Origin of the sequence: Undibacterium sp. MH2W (assembly GCF_049340215.1) — a bacterium.
Lineage (GTDB): Bacteria > Pseudomonadota > Gammaproteobacteria > Burkholderiales > Burkholderiaceae_D > Undibacterium.
This window is the reverse complement of record NZ_JBMPPA010000002.1, coordinates 787,701-804,475: the sequence shown is the minus strand read 5'-3', so window position 1 is coordinate 804,475 and position 16,775 is coordinate 787,701. Positions and strand designations below refer to the sequence as shown.

General features: G+C 49.6%; 14 protein-coding genes. All 14 read right to left on the bottom strand.

Annotated features, from left to right (window positions below; all coding sequences use genetic code 11):
• Positions 1–118: 118 nt before the first annotated feature.
• Complete coding sequence (gene ftsZ, locus ACO0K2_RS07865) at positions 119–1,318, bottom strand: cell division protein FtsZ (protein WP_423017496.1); 1,200 nt, start codon at positions 1,316–1,318, stop codon at positions 119–121.
• A gap of 122 nt (positions 1,319–1,440) precedes the next feature.
• Positions 1,441–2,673: a cell division protein FtsA gene (gene ftsA / locus ACO0K2_RS07860; protein ID WP_423017428.1), complete on the bottom strand. Its 1,233-nt coding sequence runs from the start codon at positions 2,671–2,673 to the stop codon at positions 1,441–1,443.
• Positions 2,670–3,449 carry a cell division protein FtsQ/DivIB gene (locus tag ACO0K2_RS07855; protein WP_423017426.1) on the bottom strand — a complete coding sequence of 260 codons (780 nt, stop codon included), beginning with the start codon at positions 3,447–3,449 and terminating at the stop codon, positions 2,670–2,672. The genes ftsA and ACO0K2_RS07855 overlap by 4 nt, the downstream gene beginning before the upstream one ends.
• A gap of 14 nt (positions 3,450–3,463) precedes the next feature.
• Positions 3,464–4,426: a D-alanine--D-alanine ligase gene (locus ACO0K2_RS07850; protein WP_423017494.1), complete on the bottom strand. Its 963-nt coding sequence runs from the start codon at positions 4,424–4,426 to the stop codon at positions 3,464–3,466.
• 17 nt (positions 4,427–4,443) lie between these two features.
• A complete protein-coding gene (gene murC, locus ACO0K2_RS07845; RefSeq protein ID WP_423017424.1) occupies positions 4,444–5,829 on the bottom strand; it encodes a UDP-N-acetylmuramate--L-alanine ligase in 1,386 nt (461 codons plus the stop codon).
• Positions 5,826–6,902 (bottom strand): undecaprenyldiphospho-muramoylpentapeptide beta-N-acetylglucosaminyltransferase, encoded by a 1,077-nt coding sequence (gene murG / locus ACO0K2_RS07840; protein WP_423017422.1) that lies wholly within the window; start codon positions 6,900–6,902, stop codon positions 5,826–5,828. Before murG ends, murC begins: the two co-directional genes overlap by 4 nt.
• On the bottom strand, positions 6,899–8,107 hold the full coding sequence (ftsW, locus tag ACO0K2_RS07835; RefSeq protein WP_423017492.1) for a putative lipid II flippase FtsW: 1,209 nt from the start codon (positions 8,105–8,107) through the stop codon (positions 6,899–6,901). The genes murG and ftsW overlap by 4 nt, the downstream gene beginning before the upstream one ends.
• Before the next feature lie 8 nt (positions 8,108–8,115).
• A complete protein-coding gene (murD, locus tag ACO0K2_RS07830) occupies positions 8,116–9,618 on the bottom strand; it encodes a UDP-N-acetylmuramoyl-L-alanine--D-glutamate ligase (RefSeq protein ID WP_423017421.1) in 1,503 nt (500 codons plus the stop codon).
• A gap of 69 nt (positions 9,619–9,687) precedes the next feature.
• Positions 9,688–10,857 (bottom strand): phospho-N-acetylmuramoyl-pentapeptide-transferase, encoded by a 1,170-nt coding sequence (gene mraY, locus ACO0K2_RS07825; RefSeq protein WP_423017419.1) that lies wholly within the window; start codon positions 10,855–10,857, stop codon positions 9,688–9,690.
• Between the two features lies 1 nt (position 10,858).
• Complete coding sequence (locus ACO0K2_RS07820) at positions 10,859–12,253, bottom strand: UDP-N-acetylmuramoyl-tripeptide--D-alanyl-D-alanine ligase (protein WP_423017417.1); 1,395 nt, start codon at positions 12,251–12,253, stop codon at positions 10,859–10,861.
• Positions 12,253–13,779 (bottom strand): UDP-N-acetylmuramoyl-L-alanyl-D-glutamate--2,6-diaminopimelate ligase, encoded by a 1,527-nt coding sequence (locus ACO0K2_RS07815; protein WP_423017415.1) that lies wholly within the window; start codon positions 13,777–13,779, stop codon positions 12,253–12,255. The genes ACO0K2_RS07820 and ACO0K2_RS07815 overlap by 1 nt, the downstream gene beginning before the upstream one ends.
• Complete coding sequence (locus ACO0K2_RS07810) at positions 13,779–15,542, bottom strand: peptidoglycan D,D-transpeptidase FtsI family protein (RefSeq protein ID WP_423017413.1); 1,764 nt, start codon at positions 15,540–15,542, stop codon at positions 13,779–13,781. Before ACO0K2_RS07810 ends, ACO0K2_RS07815 begins: the two co-directional genes overlap by 1 nt.
• Entirely contained in the window at positions 15,539–15,814 is a 276-nt protein-coding gene (gene ftsL, locus ACO0K2_RS07805; RefSeq protein ID WP_423017411.1) for a cell division protein FtsL, read from the bottom strand. The genes ACO0K2_RS07810 and ftsL overlap by 4 nt, the downstream gene beginning before the upstream one ends.
• Positions 15,811–16,770, bottom strand: coding sequence for a 16S rRNA (cytosine(1402)-N(4))-methyltransferase RsmH (gene rsmH / locus ACO0K2_RS07800; RefSeq protein ID WP_423017409.1), 960 nt, complete (start codon positions 16,768–16,770; stop codon positions 15,811–15,813). Before rsmH ends, ftsL begins: the two co-directional genes overlap by 4 nt.
• Positions 16,771–16,775 lie beyond the last annotated feature (5 nt).

Below are 16,775 nucleotides of genomic sequence, written 5' to 3'. Positions count from 1 at the left end.
GCAGAAATAAAAAAACCGCATCATTTATTGATGCGGTTTTTTTGACTACCCTATTTGCCTCAATGCCCCTGCGTCCTAAAAGGTCGCAAAGACAATGAGATTCCTGGTTGCAAATAAATTAGTCTGCTTGCTTACGTAAGAACGCTGGAATGTCGTAGGTTTCCATGCCATTCTTTTCTAATGCACGAACGGTGTCAGACGCTGATTCGCGGCGCCATACTGCTGGCTTACTCAAACCATCGAATGCAGGTGCTGCACTTGCCATACCGTTGGATACGGTCGTCGTCGCAATACCTGCGGCTGCCATCATTGGTTCGTTGTTTGTACCAGTACGCAGCATTGGTGTTTGTACTAACTGGATGTTTTTCTTACCACGACCCAAACCAGTAGCAACCACTGTGACACGGATGTCATCGCCCATCGTGTCGTCGTACGCAATACCTTGTGCGATCGACGCGTCAGGTGCAGCAAACGCACGTACAGCAGCCATCACTTCTTTGATCTCTTTACCTTTGAGGCTACGGCTTGCAGTAACGTTCACCAGAACACCGCGTGCGCCAGACAAATCGATACCATCCAACAACGGAGAAGCAACCGCTTGTTCCGCAGCCAAACGTGCACGATCAACGCCAGAAGCAGTCGCCGTACCCATCATCGCTTTGCCTTGTTCGCCCATAATCGTTTTAACGTCGTTAAAGTCAACGTTGATATGGCCTGGCACATTGATGATCTCAGCGATACCAGCAACCGCATTGTTGAGCACGTCATCCGCATGCTGCAACCATTCGATCATGCTGTCGTCTTCGTAGATCTCTTCTAATTTTTCATTGAGGATGATAATCAGAGAGTCAACATGTTGTGACAAGGCATCCAGACCTTCGTCCGCGATGTCCATGCATTTCTTACCTTCATAAGAGAAAGGTTTAGAAACAACGGCCACGGTTAAGGCACCCAGTTCTTTAGCGACTTGCGCTACCACTGGTGCAGCACCTGTACCAGTACCACCACCCATACCAGCAGCGATGAATACCATGTGCGCGCCGCGCAGTGCATCTTCAATGCGTGCACGAGAATCTTCTGCCAGCTTGCGACCGACTTCAGGCTTCATCCCCGCACCCAAACCGGTTTCACCGATTTGAATCACGTTATGTGCTTTAGATTGCAATAAAGCTTGGGCATCCGTATTTGCAGCAATGAACTCAACGCCAGAAACACCTTTGTTGATCATATGCTGAACCGCATTGCCGCCTGCACCACCTACGCCGACAACCTTAATTACGGTGCCTTGTGTGGCGTTATCAACCATATCGAACTCCATCATGACTCCTCCAGGTAGGCAGTTATCAGTCGCTAATCATCACACGATGAGACGACTAGCGACTAATAACTGTATATCAGACCATTATAAAATGACTATACCATTTGTGATACAAAAGCGAACTAAAAATTTCCTAAAAACCACTCTTTCATGCGTTGCCAAGCCGCTTTAGCAGATCCTTCCTGCCTTGTGACCAGGTTTCCACGCAAGTACTGCTTCTTTGCTTCCAACAACAACCCCAAAACAGTTGCATAACGCGGGCTTCGAACGACATCTGCCAGTTGTCCGCTATATGCTGGCATACCTAATCTGGTTGGTTTTAAAAAGATGTCTTCCGCCATTTCGACCATGCCTGGCATGGCTGACGAACCGCCAGTCAATACGATGCCGGATGACAGCACATCTTCGTAACCAGACTCACGCACCACTTGATGAACAAGTGCGAATAACTCTTCAACACGCGGCTCGATCACAGCGGCGAGTGCTTGGCGCGATAAAGATCGTGGTCCACGATCACCAAGACCTGGTACTTCTAAGCTATCTGCTGGATCTGCCAGCACTTGCTTCGCCACACCGAAACGTACTTTGATTTCTTCTGCTTCTGACGTTGGCGTCCGTAATGCCATGGCGATATCGTTGGTGATCTGATCGCCAGCGATTGGAATAACCGCCGTGTGGCGAATCGCGCCTTCGCTAAAAACCGCCACATCCGTTGTACCACCACCGATATCGATGAGCACAACACCCAACTCTTTTTCATCGCGAGTCAGCACGGCTTCTGCCGATGCCATTGGTTGCAGAATCAAATCAGATACTTCAAGGCCACAACGACGAACACACTTCACGATGTTTTGAACAGCCGAGACAGCACCCGTCACGATATGGACTTTGACTTCGAGACGAATACCGCTCATGCCGATAGGCTCGCGGACGTCATCCTGACTATCAACAATAAATTCCTGCGGTAAGGTATGCAGCAACTGCTGATCGGTCGGAATATTGACTGCCTTCGCCGTCTCAATCACGCGCGACACATCCGCTGCAGTGACCTCTTTGTCTTTAATCGCCACCATACCACTGGAGTTAAAGCTCCGGATATGGCTTCCAGCGATGCCGGTATAAACGCGACTGATTTTGCAATCAGCCATCAGCTCAGCCTCTTCCAAGGCACGCTGGATCGACTCGACAGTCGCTTCAATATTGACGACGACGCCTTTTTTCAAGCCCTTGGATTCATGCTGTCCCAAGCCAATCACTTCATGTCTGCCATCAGGCATGACTTCAGCGACTACCGCCACAATTTTAGATGTACCGATATCGAGACCAACGATCAGATTTTTTGCGTCTTTTGTCATGTCTTTCCAATTGCCTTTGTTTGCTTTTTCGATCCCTCAGGATGCGCATATTTCATTGCCAATCCGTTGGGATACCGCATGTCTACACTTTCAATACTTTCCTGCGCATTGGCGACCAGTTTTGGGTAAACCATCATTAATTTATCTACCCGTGACTTCAATGTCGATCCGTCTTGCACTCTTCCCAACTCAACTCGCATACCGTTATTCAGGTTGACACTCCATGCATATCGCGGAGAGTACGTGACCGAGTCTGGTGTCAGATTAATTTTGGCAAACCACGTTTTAAACTCTTGGTACTGACTCAGCACTTCTTTTTCACTACCATCTGGTCCGCTCAGTGCAATCAAATCTGTATCATCTTCGGCCTCAGCCAAGTTGGCCGTGAACACATCCCCTGCCACAGAAATCAGCCGTCCGTCATCTCCCCAAGTGCCCAACGCCACATGTTCATCGAGCGTCACGGTCAGCTTATTCGGCCATTCTCTCTGCACACTCGCTTTACGCACCCAAGGCACACTTTCAAACGCCCCGCGAACTGCATCCAAATTAGCGGTGAAGAAGTTGCCGCGAATTTTTGGCAATGCTGCGTTTCGGATCGTCACGGCGTTCACGTGCCGCAGAGACTGTGGGGTGACGCCCACAATCTTGATTGACGACAAGGTGAACATTGGCCGTTGAATGACCCACCACACACCAGACGCAATTAAGACGAGCAATACCAAGCCAAATAACGCATTGGCGATATTATTCATCATTTTAACGTCGTGCCACATCCGTTTTTTCCTCTTTATTTCGATTCAGTGTGAATTTTAAGACGCGCTGTTTTCAAAATCTCAAGACAGATGTCTTCGTAACTCAAACCCGTTGCTTTTGCTGCCATTGGAACCAATGAATGTCCCGTCATGCCCGGAGAAGTATTAATTTCTAATAAGAACGGTTTGTTATCCGATTGACGCAACAAGACATCCACTCGCGCCCATCCTTCACAATCGAGCGACCGATAAGCCTCGACAGCCATCTGCTGAATTTCTGCAGTTAACGCGCTATCCAAAGGGGCGGGACACAGGTACTTAGTGTCGTCGGTAAAATATTTGTTTTGATAATCGTAATTACCATCCGGCGCAACGATCTCAATAATAGGTAAAGCATGCGCGTCTTTCCCACGACCCAAGATCGCAATCGTTAATTCGCGACCTTCGACAAACTCCTCAGCCAACACCACATCATCAAATTGGGCTGCGAGAGCATACGCTTCTTGCATTTCAGAATAGCCTTTGACCTTGGTGATGCCAATTGTCGACCCTTCATGAGGTGGTTTCAGAATGAGAGGCAAACCCAATGCATCCGGCACTTCACGCAGCGATGTTTCTGGCGTCAATACGGCATATTTGGGTGTGGATAAACCATGTGTCTGCCAAATACGTTTGGTAAAGATTTTATCCATCGCAATCGCGGAAGCCATCACACCGCTTCCGGTGTACGGGATATTGAGTTGCTCCAACACACCTTGCATCGAACCATCTTCACCGTAACGACCATGCAGGGCAATAAATACGCGATCAAATTTTTCAGCGGCTAATTCAGCGATGCTACGCTCTGCCGGATCAAAAGGATGTGCATCCACACCTCGTGCTCTGAGTGCATTCAATACGCCTGTACCAGACATGATCGAAATATCACGTTCAGCGGAACGACCACCGAACACGACACCCACTTTACCCAACGCTTTGCTATTCAATTCACTCATGATGATCTGATGTTAAATTTTTATTTTGCCTGCGCCAGTTTTGCTGGCACCGCACTGATGGATCCTGCGCCCATGACGATCAAAACATCACCGTCTTTCAATACATGCAAGAGACTATCTGGCATTTCCTGAATATCTTCCACAAACACGGGTTCTACTTTTCCGCTCACGCGCAGCGCACGCGTCAATGCGCGTCCGTCGGCAGCGAGAATCGGTGCCTCACCGGCTGCGTAGACTTCGGCAAGCACCACGGCGTCGGCGGTAGCGATTACTTTGACGAAATCTTCAAACAAGTCACGTGTACGGGTGTAACGATGCGGCTGAAACGCCAGCACCAGTCGACGATCAGGATACGCACCACGTGCTGCAGCCAAGGTTGCAGCCATCTCAACTGGGTGGTGCCCGTAATCGTCCACCAACGCAAAACTACCACCAGCGGCGAGCGGAATTTCACCATAGCGCGTGAAACGACGACCGACGCCATTGAATTCGCTCAAAGCTTTTTGTGTCGCTTCATCGGCAACGCCCACTTCACGCGCAATCGCGATCGCAGCGCATGCATTTTGTACGTTATGCATCCCTGGTTGATTTAAGCTCACCTGCATATCCGCATAGCCCTCTTGCACCACCGTAAAGTGCATTTTTCCGCCCGATGCCGTTGCATTGACTGCACGGACTTCTGCTTCTTCGTGGAAACCATACGTAACGATCGGTTTAGAAATCAATGGCATGATTTCACGGACGTTGACATCATCGATGCACAAAACAGCAACACCATAAAATGGCAAACGCTGCGTGAACTCAACGAAGGCTTGCTTGAGCTTTCCAAAATCATGACCGTACGTTTCCATATGGTCCGCATCGATATTGGTAATCACCTCGATCACAGGCAAGAGGTTCAAAAATGACGCGTCGGATTCATCGGCTTCTGCAACAATGAAATCGCCGCTGCCTAATTTCGCATTCGCTCCAGCGCTGTTTAAGCGACCACCGATCACAAAGGTCGGATCAAAACCGCCTTGGGCGAGAATACTAGCAACTAAGCTTGTCGTCGTCGTTTTGCCATGCGTTCCGGCAATCGCGATACCGCTCTTGAGACGCATTAACTCCGCCAACATCAAAGCGCGTGGCACGATCGGGATATGTTTTTCTCGTGCAGCAACCACCTCTGGATTATCTGCTTTGACTGCCGTCGAGGTCACCACTGCATCAGCACCCTCAATGTGAGTTGCCGCATGGCCGATCTTCACATCCGCACCCAATTGTGCAAGGCGTTGTGAGGCGGCGTTGCTGCTCAAATCCGATCCGGAAATCGTATATCCCAGATTGAGTAACACCTCGGCAATACCGCTCATCCCCGAGCCACCGATACCAACGAAGTGAATATGTTTAACTTTGTGTTTCATGCTAATGCTTCCAATATTGTTGCAATGTTTTTGCTGGCGTCACGCTGCCCACAGGCATAAGCGTTTTGCGCCATCGTCAGACATTGCTCTCTGTTAAGTGCTTGAAGACGGGCTGCCAGTGCTGCTGGCTGCAGTTCTGCTTGCGGCAGATATATCGCAGCACCTTGCTTGTCCATCCATTCTGCATTTTCTTTTTGATGAGAAGTACTCGATGCCATGAAAGGCACCAAAATACTTGCCACACCTGCCGCCGTTAATTCAGACACGGTAATCGCACCAGCGCGACAAATCACGAGATCTGCTTCGGCGTAACGACGTGGCATGTCATCAATGAAGTCCAATACTTCCGCATCAACACCCGCGCTTGCATAGTTGGCGCGTAAGGCGTCGATGTTTTGCTTGCCCGATTGATGCGTCACTTGCGGTCTTTCTGCAGCAGGAATCAGTGCCAAGGCCTGAGGCAAACAATCGTTCAGCACTCTCGCACCGAGGCTACCGCCGACAATCAATATTTTTAATGCACCCTGACGTTCTGCATAGCGAACGGTCGGTGCGGGTAATTCACAAATATCTTTACGGATAGGATTACCAGTCACCTGTAGCTTTGCATCGACTGGATGCGTGGCGGACGGTAATCCGAACAATAATTTGCTCGCAAATGGTCGCAATGCTTTGTTAGACAACAACAAGGCCGCATCCGCATTCATCAAAACCAACGGCTTACCGCGCAATGACGCCATCAGTCCACCTGGTACTGTCACATAGCCACCCATACCTAATACAACATCAGGCTGCCGGCGACCGATCAATGAAAAGCACTTAAAGAAACTATTCACTAACTTCAACGTGCCGGTAAGCGTGTGTTTCCATCCTTTGCCACGCAGCCCCGTAAATTCCAAGCTATCCATCGGGATACCGTGCTTTGGAACAATCTGGCACTCCATGCCTGTCGTTGTTCCCAACCAAGAAACGTCCCAACCGCGCTCACGCATAATGTCCGCGATAGCAAGTCCAGGGAAAATGTGTCCTCCCGTACCTGCCGCCATTATCATTAATTTTTTTCGGTTACTCATGCACGACCTCCGCGCATCAGCACACGGTTTTCAAAATCGACTCTCAGCAAAATCGCCAACCCAACACAATTAATCATCACACCTGAACCACCGTAGCTCATCAACGGCAACGTTAAGCCCTTCGTGGGCAATAATCCTAAATTCACGCCCATGTTAATGAACGCCTGTACACCAATCCAAATACCGATACCTTTGGCTGCGAGACCTGCGAACGTTTGATCCAGGGCAATCGCTTGGCGACCAATTTCAAACGCGCGCTTTAAGATCCAATAAAACAGCAGCACTACGACCATCACACCAACAAACCCTAATTCTTCACCGATCACCGCCAACAAAAAGTCCGTATGTGCCTCAGGTAGGTAATGCAATTTTTCGACACTTCCCCCCAAACCAACACCGAAAATTTCGCCACGTCCAAACGCGATCAATGAATGGGACAACTGATACGCTTTTCCGAGTGCATTATCTTCTTGCCATGGATTCATGTACGCGAAAATCCGTTCACGCCGCCACGGCGACAAGATAATCACGAGTGAAAATATTCCGACGAGCGTTGCTGCAATACCGCCAAACCAAATACCGTTAATGCCACCCAAAAACAAAATGCCCATCGCAATACAAACGATCACACCAAATGCACCCAGATCAGGTTCCAGCAACAGTAGCAGTCCCACGACGCCCACTGCGACGAGCATCGGCACAAACCCTTTCGTCAGCTTGTGCATATATTCCTGCTTACGCACGGTGTAATCTGCTGCGTACAACACCATGAATAATTTCATGAATTCAGAAGGCTGAATGTTAAAGACTTTAAAAGACAGCCAGCGCTTCGCACCGTTCACCCCTTTGCCTAAGCCCGGAATCAACACAGCCACCAACAAAATCAGGGTAATGACAAACAAATAGGGCGTGATTTTTTGCCAGCTCACCAACGGGACCCGAAAAGCAAAGGCACCCGCCACCAGCGAAACGATAATAAAAAGCGCCTGACGTACCAGAAAATGGTTATTGGTATAGTTGGCGTACTTTGGTGAATCAGGTAACGAAATGGATGCGGAATACACCATGACCATGCCGAACAGCATCAAGATCATCGTGACCCATACCAACGCTTGATCATAGTTCATCATTTTTGAACGATGAACCAATTGCGTCTGAGGACCAGGTGCCCCAAACGGTAACAGGCGTTGAAATGGACGCAGCATTTGCTTCATTAGCAAATCTCCCCACGCGCCAATGCCACTTCACGCACGGCATGAACAAACACTTCAGCACGGTGCGCGTAATTACGGAACATATCCAAGCTCGCGCAAGCAGGCGACAGCAGAACGATATCGCCAGGCTTTGCTGACGCCGCAGCAAGTTGTACCGCAAGATCAAGATCATCCGCCTCTTCGCACTCGACGTTGGTCACTGCCAACGCCTGGCGGATTTCCTGGCGGGCTTTTCCGATCAGGATGACTTTTTTCGCATAACGTTCTACCGCATCCGCTAAAGGAGAAAAATCCTGCCCTTTTCCTTCACCACCAGCAATCAGCACGATGCGTTTTTCTGGTGAATCGGATTGTTGGCCCAAACCTTTCAAAGCAGCAACGGTCGCACCGACATTCGTGCCTTTGCTATCGTCGATATAGTCGACATCCGCAATCGTATTGATCACCTCGACACGATGTGGCTCACCTTTATATTCACGCAGACCATGTAACAGCGGCGCAAATGTGAGGCCAATGCCGCGACACAAGGCTAATGCAGCCAATGCATTCGCGGCATTATGTTGACCGCGAATTTGTAATGCATCCGTCGGCATGAGACGCGTCATCAAGACAGGCATCTCATCAGCGTCTTTTTTCTTACGCCGGCTCGTGATCACGGGTGCATCTTCAGCAGGTGTCGCTGTCATCAACCAGCCCATGCCGTGTTCATTGATCAAACCAAGATCACCAATCACCTCCGGTTCATCCAAACCAAAGGTCACAACCTGATTGGCACTCTTCGCCATCGTCATCACTAAAGGATCATCACGATTTAAAACCTGAATGGTTTTTTCACCGAAAATTCTCGCCTTGTCAGCACAATAGGCAGACATGCTGCCGTGCCAATCTAAATGGTCTTGTGTAATGTTGAGAACCGTCGCCACATCGGCTTGAAGACTGAACGTACTATGCAATTGAAAACTAGAAAGCTCTAACACCCACACATCAGGTAAAGCATCTTGATCAAGATCATCACGTAACACATCAAGGACAGCAGGACTGATGTTTCCAGCCACACGGGTACGTAAGCCGGCGCGTTCACATAACAAACCGACCAAACTCGTGACGGTTGTTTTACCGTTTGTACCGGTGATGGCGATCACTTTCGGCGCGTATGCACGCTCCTCTTTGAGACTCGCTAGGGCTTGTGCGAAAAATTCCATCTCACCCCACAAAGGGATTTGACGTTCAGTGGCAGCGGCACTAATTTCTTTCAATTCTGTCAGCGGCGACAGACCAGGACTGAGTGCAACACAGTCAATACCATTCAATAATTCTGCATGGAATGGCCCAGCCACAAAGGCGACCTCTCCTCCCAATGCCATTAATGCTGGAAGGCGATCCGGTGCTTCGCGGGTATCAGCAACACGCAATTGCGCGCCGGCGCGCAGCAGCCAATGCGCCATTGCCAGTCCCGATTCACCGAGACCTAAGACCAACACGTGTTTTCCAGAAAAATTCATATATAACAATGCAAACGATCAAAAAAGTGATCCGATCAACAGATCACCGTAAAACATCAACGTAAAACATCAACGCAACTTCAACGATGCCAAACCGACTAACACCAACAACATCGTGATAATCCAGAAACGAACAACCACCTGGGTTTCTTTCCAGCCTTTTTTCTCAAAGTGGTGATGTAAAGGTGCCATTAAAAATAAACGACGACCTTCGCCATACCGCTTTTTGGTGAATTTGAAATAACCCACCTGTAAAATAATCGAGACCGTCTCAGCAACAAAAATGCCGCCCATAATGAATAAGACGATTTCTTGACGAATGATCACGGCGATTGTGCCAAGCGCACCGCCCAATGCCAACGCACCAACGTCACCCATAAATACTTGTGCTGGATGCGCGTTAAACCATAAAAATGCCAAACCAGCCCCAGCCATCGCGCCACAGAAAATCAACAATTCGCCCGCACCGGGAATATGGGGAATCAACAAATACTTGGCATAGACCACGTTACCCGTGAGGTACGCAAAAATGCCTAGCGTTGAACCCACCATGATGATCGGCATAATGGCTAGGCCGTCCAATCCATCGGTGAAATTAACGGCATTACTCGTACCGACGATGACGCAATATGTCAGCGCGATAAATCCCCAAACACCCAACGGATAACTGATCGTTTTAAAGAACGGCACGATCAAATCTGCTTTCGGTGGCAAATCCATACTGAATCCTGACTGCACCCAAGCAAATAACAAATCGAGAATCTTTGAACTACTCGGAGCAGACACCGAAAATGCTAAATAGAATGCCGCGATCAAACCAATAATGGACTGCCACATGTACTTCTCGCGAGAGCGCATGCCCTCTGGATCTTTATTAACGACTTTACGATAGTCATCAACCCACCCAATCGTGCCATAACCAAACGTCACGATCATGACAACCCAAATAAAACGATTACTCAAATCTGCCCACAACAAGGTAGAGATCGCAATCGAAATCAGAATCAACGCACCACCCATCGTCGGCGTGCCTGATTTGACCAAATGTGTTTCCATGCCATAAGAACGCACAGCTTGTCCGACCTTCAAACGAGTCAGCATACGGATCACCGCGGGACCGGAAAAAATACCGATCGATAAGGCAGTCATTGTCGCGAATACTGCACGGAAAGTAATAAAACCAAAGACGCGCAGCAGCCCCAGATCCTGTTTAAAAAATTCTGCTAACCAGAGCAACATGCTAGTGACTTCCTATTGTTTTTTGTTGTAAAGAGTTTTCTGCACCGAGCAGATGGTGGACTACGCGCTCCATTTTCATAAACCGTGAGCCTTTCACCAAGACGGTGCTTTCACCTGTGACGCGATCATCCAGCGCCGACAGCAGTGAAGTGATGTCGTTAAAGTAAGCGGCACGCTCGCCATACCCTGTTGCGCTATGACGAACCTGATCGCCCAGAAGGTATAAGCTAGAGAGACCTGAAGCCTGTGCGTAAGCACCAATTTCGTGATGAAACTCGGCGCCGCTTTCCCCTACCTCACCCATATCACCGAGTACCAAGATCGTGTCGCCGCCGACTTGTTTTAAGACATCGATTGCGGCACGGACAGAATCCGGATTCGCGTTGTAGGTGTCATCAATCAGCGTCGCGCCGCACACCGCCTGCTTACGTTGCAAACGTCCCGATACAGGGTGGAAATGTTCTAGTCCGCGCACAATCACGTCATCCGCTATACCAATAGCATGACAACATGCAGCGGCGGCAAGCGCGTTTAAGACGTTATGTTCACCAGCGGCCTGCAAACGAATCAATGACGTGTTACCAGCAATGGACATCGTGATGTCACTACCAAAGACACTGGCGACATACGTACCAGCAACCTCAGCCTGTGCTGATAATCCAAAACGAATGACGCGACGTTGACCTTGTTCTGTCGCATAACTACGCCAGAGTTCGCTGTACTCATCGCCGTAAGGAAAGACCGCCGTGCCATTGTCTGGCAATGCCTTGATTGCCGTCCCGTTTTCTTCAGCGACAGCGCGCACTGTTTGCATGAACTCTTGATGCTCTCGCTGCGCGTTGTTGACCAAGGCAACCGTTGGGCACGCCACAAAAGCGAGCAAGGCAATTTCACCGGGATGGTTCATTCCCATTTCGATCACTGCCGCTTGATGCGTAGCACGAAGCTCCATCACGGTCAGCGGCACACCGATTTCGTTATTGAGATTACCTTTGGTCGATAAACGGTGTGACTCGCCAAAACCTGTCGCCAAAATGGAGGCGATCATTTCTTTGACTGTCGTTTTACCGTTGCTGCCTGTCACCCCAATGACCGGCAAAGAGAACTGCTGTCGCCAGAAACGTCCCACTTCCGCTAACGCCAAGCGACTATCAGGAACCAGTATTGCTGGCAAGGGGAAGTCTGCAGGTACGCGTTCCGCAATCACGGCAACCGCACCGGTGCTTGTGATCTGCGGTAAGAAATCGTGTGCATCAAATTGTTCACCACGCAGCGCGACAAAGACGTCGCCCGCTTTGATCTTGCGGCTATCGGTCGACAAACCGGTAACCTGTACATCAGCGGTCATGGATGCCTGACTGAGCGAGGGCAGGAGCTGTTTAAAAGTAAATTCCATCAGCTACCCCGTTTCATATTGCCGCTCGTCGCGACGGTCGCCAGCGCCAATGCGGCGTGCTCTTCATCCGAAAACGGCCATTTTTTACCAAGAATGTCTTGGTAGGTTTCATGCCCTTTGCCCGCTAATAACACGACATCTTGATCACCGGCATGTTTGATTGCGTACAGAATCGCGTTAGCACGATCTTCAACGATATGTGGCGGAACACGCATGCCAGCGACAATATGCTCGATGATCGTCGATGGGTTTTCACTACGAGGGTTATCACTCGTTACCACAACATGGTCTGCTTTTTCCGCAATGGCACCCATTTGTGGGCGCTTACCCGGATCACGATCACCACCGCAACCAAAAACACACCATAATTTCCCGTGACGCTCTTCGGCGACATGGCGTAATGCGTCAATCGTTTTTTCCAGCGCATCTGGTGTATGCGCATAATCAATCACCACCATGACATGGCCGGCTGTTCCTAACAGTTGCATGCGACCAGGGACGGGAGAGAGCTTTTCGATTGTTGCGACTGCTTTAGCAAAGCTCAGACCCTTAGCGAAAAGCACACCAAGTACTCCGAGGATATTGCTGATATTAAATTGACCAATCAACTGCGTCTTCACCAAACCGCTTCCGTAGGGTGAATCCAAATGGAAGCTGGTGCCGGTATGAGATGTTTTAAGGTGCGTCGCTGTCAGTACAGGATAATCTGACTGCTCACGCTTCTCTAAGCTATATCCAATGACAGTCAACGATGGGTAATGTTGGCGAAGCCGCCCCACCAGTTGTTCGCCAAAAGGATCATCGAGATTGAGAACAGCGGTACGCAGTCCAGGCCAATCAAACAAAGCGCTTTTTGCTGCGGCATAGGTCGCCATATCACCGTGGTAATCCAGATGATCACGGGTCAAATTCGTTAATAAGGCCACGTCAATGTGCAACCCCAGCAAACGTCCTTGATCAAGTCCAATGGAGGACGCTTCAATCGCAAGGGCTTCCGCGCCATCATCACGCAACGTTGCTAGACTCCGCTGCAAGCTGATCGGATCAGGCGTCGTAAAGCCGGTTTCAGATAATTGACCGAGTACACCATTTTTATACAAACCCGTACCCAAAGTCCCAACCACAGCGCTGTCACATTTATTAAGCGACAAGGCTTTAGCCAGCCATTGGGTACATGATGTTTTACCATTCGTGCCTGTAACGGCAATACTGTACATCGATGCATCAGGAACGCTGTACCACGCACTGGCGATATAGCCCAATTGCTTTTGTAACTGACTGACGGCCAGATGGGGGATGGTGATGCTCTCATCCCATACGTAGTCGTCTGCTTCGTAAACAACCGCCACGGCGCCTTTGGCGATGGCATCACGAATATAGAGACGCCCGTCGCCTTCGACCACGCGGACGGCAAAAAAGACATCGCCTGCTGCGATGGTTCTTGAATTGGAACTCAGTTGCGCTTCTGGAGCGACTTGCCTGAGCCAGTTGACCATGTCATTCATTGATAAAATAGGTGTTGTCATTACATGCTCTCCTGAACGCTGTTATCAGGAACAATCGTCGTAATTGACGAATCAGGAGGAACATTCATTGAGCGCAGAACATTGGCGGTAATGGCCGAGAACACAGGTGCAGCCACGGTACCACCGTAGTAGCCACCCGTTGTGGGTTCATCGATCATCACAGCGACAATGACGCGGGGATTAGAGACAGGGGCAAAGCCAACGAAGTCACCAACATATTTATTGACGTAGCGGCCACCTTCAATTTTATGTGCGGTACCAGTTTTTCCAGCGACACGGTACCCAGGAACCCGCGCTTGGGTCGCGGTGCCTCCTGGCTGTGTTACTGATTCCATCATGCTGCGCATTTCCATCACAGTCCGCTGCGAGATAATACGCTGTCCTTTTGGCGCTTCGACTGATTTCTGAAAAGTCAGCGGAATCATATCGCCGTCACGAGCAAAAATCATATAGGCGCGGGCAATCTGAATTAAGGAAACAGAAATACCGTGACCATAGCTCATGGTTGCTTGCTCAATCGGACGCCAGTTTTTATAGTTACGCAAACGACCCGCGACAGCCCCCGGAAAGCCAAACTTCGGTTGCTGCCCGAATCCAACGCTCGTGAATAACTCCCACATTTCTTGTGGCTGCATCGTAAAAGAAATTTTTGCGGTACCGATATTGGAGGACTTCTGAATCACTTGCGCGACAGTCAGTGCATCCATCTTATGCGCATCATGAATCGTTGCCGTGCCGATGGTCATATGACCTGGTGCGGTCTGAAACACAGTCTCAGGAGTGACGCGACCTTTATCCAACGCCAAGGCAACGGTGAACGGTTTGAGTGTAGAACCAGGTTCAAACGTATCTGTTAACACCCGGTTGCGCAATTGTGCACCCGTCAATACAGAGCGATCGTTTGGGTTATAGGCAGGAAGGTTAACAAGCGCCAATACTTCGCCCGTTTTCACATCCAGCACAACCGCGGCACCCGCTTTTGCCTTGTGCTTTTCGACCGCTTCTTTGAGATGAGTAAAAGCGATGTACTGAATCTTGCTATCGATCGACAGATTCAATTCATGTCCATCGTGCGGCTCACGGATTGCTCGGATATCTTCGACGATATGACCCAGGCGGTCCTTAATCACACGACGACTACCAAGTTTGCCGGCTAACTCTTTTTCCGACGCTAACTCAATACCTTCTTGGCCTACATCTTCAACGTTCGTAAAACCAACGACGTGCGCCATGATTTCACCCTCAGGGTAAAACCGTTTGTATTCTTTACGGGTATCAATACCAGGGATACCCAGCGCCTGGATTTTTTCAGAGACGTCTGCTTCTACCTGCCGTTTCAGGTAGACGAACTGGCGATCGGAATCGAGTTTTTTACGTAATTCTGGTTCTGTCATTTCTAACAGCTGTGCTAACTGCCGAATTTTCTCTGGAGGCGCGCTCAGTACATCTTCGGGGATCGCCCAAATCGCTTTGACGGGAACGGAGGAGGCGAGTACTTCGCCATTACGGTCGGTGATCTTGCCACGAGTAGCAGGTAACTCTAAGGTACGGGCGTAGCGACTTGCGCCTTGCTTTTGCAAAAATTCAGTCGTGATCCCTTGCAACCACATGGCGCGGGCAATCAGGGCAAAAAAAGCACCAAACAAAAGAAATAGCACGAGTCGAGACCGCCACGTTGGCAGTTTCACATCCAATACTGGATTCGATGAAAATGACACGCCACGCGATGCTGCTGTGCGCGTGCTATTTCCTGCGCGACTCATTTCAATTCCTCCGCTTTCAGGTATTGAGTACGTTCAGGCGTCACAACAACCATATTCAGCTCACGGGTTGCCGTTTCTTCAATACGTGCGTGTTTGCCGTAGGTAGATTGGTCTAGTTTGAGTTGCGTCCATTGCAATTCATATTGCTTGCTAAGACTTTGTTCACTTTCTAATTCAATAAATAAATGACGTGCTTGATACTGCGCATTGATGAGCGACAAAGCGCAACCGATCAAGAGGGTCGCCAAGATAACATTGATCCGCGTCGTCATACCTTCGCCTCAGGTAGACGTTCTGCGACACGTAAAATCGCTGAGCGTGATCGTGGATTCTCAGTGACTTCGGCGTCAGAGGGCTTAATACGATTGAGCAGACGCATTTTCGGCTGCGGCAAATCAAGATGACGAATCGGCAGACGCCGATCTGGTTGCGCTACCTTGACTTTCGACGCAAAAAATTGTTTGACGATGCGGTCTTCGAGCGAGTGAAAACTAATCACTGACATGCGCCCCATCGGTGCCAACGCTGAAAACGCGGCATCGAGACCTATCTCGAGATCTTCAAGCTCTTTATTGACGAAAATCCGTATAGCCTGAAAGGTGCGAGTTGCCGGGTCCTTACCCTTCTCGCGAGTTTTGACGGCGTGTGCGACGAGTTCTGCAAGCTGTCGGGTTCCAGTAATGGCATCCGTCTGCCGGCGAGCAACAATCGCCTTTGCAATCTGAAAAGCAAACCGTTCTTCCCCATAATTTTTTATAACCTCCCTAATTTTTTCTTCATCTTCGCTCGCCAACCATTCAGCCGCGGAGATACCCCGCGTGGTGTCCATGCGCATGTCCAAAGGACCATCAGCACGGAAACTAAAACCACGACTCGCGTCGTCGACTTGGGGTGATGAAATACCGAGATCCATCAAAATACCGTCCACTTGCGTCACACCCAGCGTCTGTAACGCGTCGGTCATGGTGGCGAAACTATCGTGAACGATATGAAAACGAGGATCATTAATCTGAGACGCATTGGCGATCGCCTGCGTGTCCTTGTCAAATGCAATCAGTCTGCCATGCGGCCCTAATTGCTGCAAAATAAGGCGGCTATGGCCGCCGCGCCCAAAGGTACCATCAATGTAAGTACCATTGGCACGCTCACCGTGCATATCCAAGGCGTCGACTGCCTCATGCAAAAGCACGGTCTTGTGCGTAAATTCTGTCGCAGCTTGGTTCGTCATTTCTC

Excerpts from the sequence above, each read along its gene's own strand:
- ftsZ (WP_423017496.1), bottom strand. The coding sequence starts at position 1,318 with ATGGAGTTCGATATGGTTGATAACGCCACACAAGGCACCGTAATTAAG.
- mraY (WP_423017419.1), bottom strand. The coding sequence starts at position 10,857 with ATGTTGCTCTGGTTAGCAGAATTTTTTAAACAGGATCTGGGGCTGCTG.
- ACO0K2_RS07855 (WP_423017426.1), bottom strand. The coding sequence starts at position 3,449 with ATGTGGCACGACGTTAAAATGATGAATAATATCGCCAATGCGTTATTT.
- murC (WP_423017424.1), bottom strand. The coding sequence starts at position 5,829 with ATGAAACACAAAGTTAAACATATTCACTTCGTTGGTATCGGTGGCTCG.
- ftsL (WP_423017411.1), bottom strand. The coding sequence starts at position 15,814 with ATGACGACGCGGATCAATGTTATCTTGGCGACCCTCTTGATCGGTTGC.
- ftsW (WP_423017492.1), bottom strand. The coding sequence starts at position 8,107 with ATGCTGCGTCCATTTCAACGCCTGTTACCGTTTGGGGCACCTGGTCCT.
- ACO0K2_RS07820 (WP_423017417.1), bottom strand. The coding sequence starts at position 12,253 with ATGGAATTTACTTTTAAACAGCTCCTGCCCTCGCTCAGTCAGGCATCC.
- ftsA (WP_423017428.1), bottom strand. The coding sequence starts at position 2,673 with ATGACAAAAGACGCAAAAAATCTGATCGTTGGTCTCGATATCGGTACA.
- murG (WP_423017422.1), bottom strand. The coding sequence starts at position 6,902 with ATGAGTAACCGAAAAAAATTAATGATAATGGCGGCAGGTACGGGAGGA.
- ACO0K2_RS07810 (WP_423017413.1), bottom strand. The coding sequence starts at position 15,542 with ATGAGTCGCGCAGGAAATAGCACGCGCACAGCAGCATCGCGTGGCGTG.
- murD (WP_423017421.1), bottom strand. The coding sequence starts at position 9,618 with ATGAATTTTTCTGGAAAACACGTGTTGGTCTTAGGTCTCGGTGAATCG.
- ACO0K2_RS07815 (WP_423017415.1), bottom strand. The coding sequence starts at position 13,779 with ATGACAACACCTATTTTATCAATGAATGACATGGTCAACTGGCTCAGG.
- rsmH (WP_423017409.1), bottom strand. The coding sequence starts at position 16,770 with ATGACGAACCAAGCTGCGACAGAATTTACGCACAAGACCGTGCTTTTG.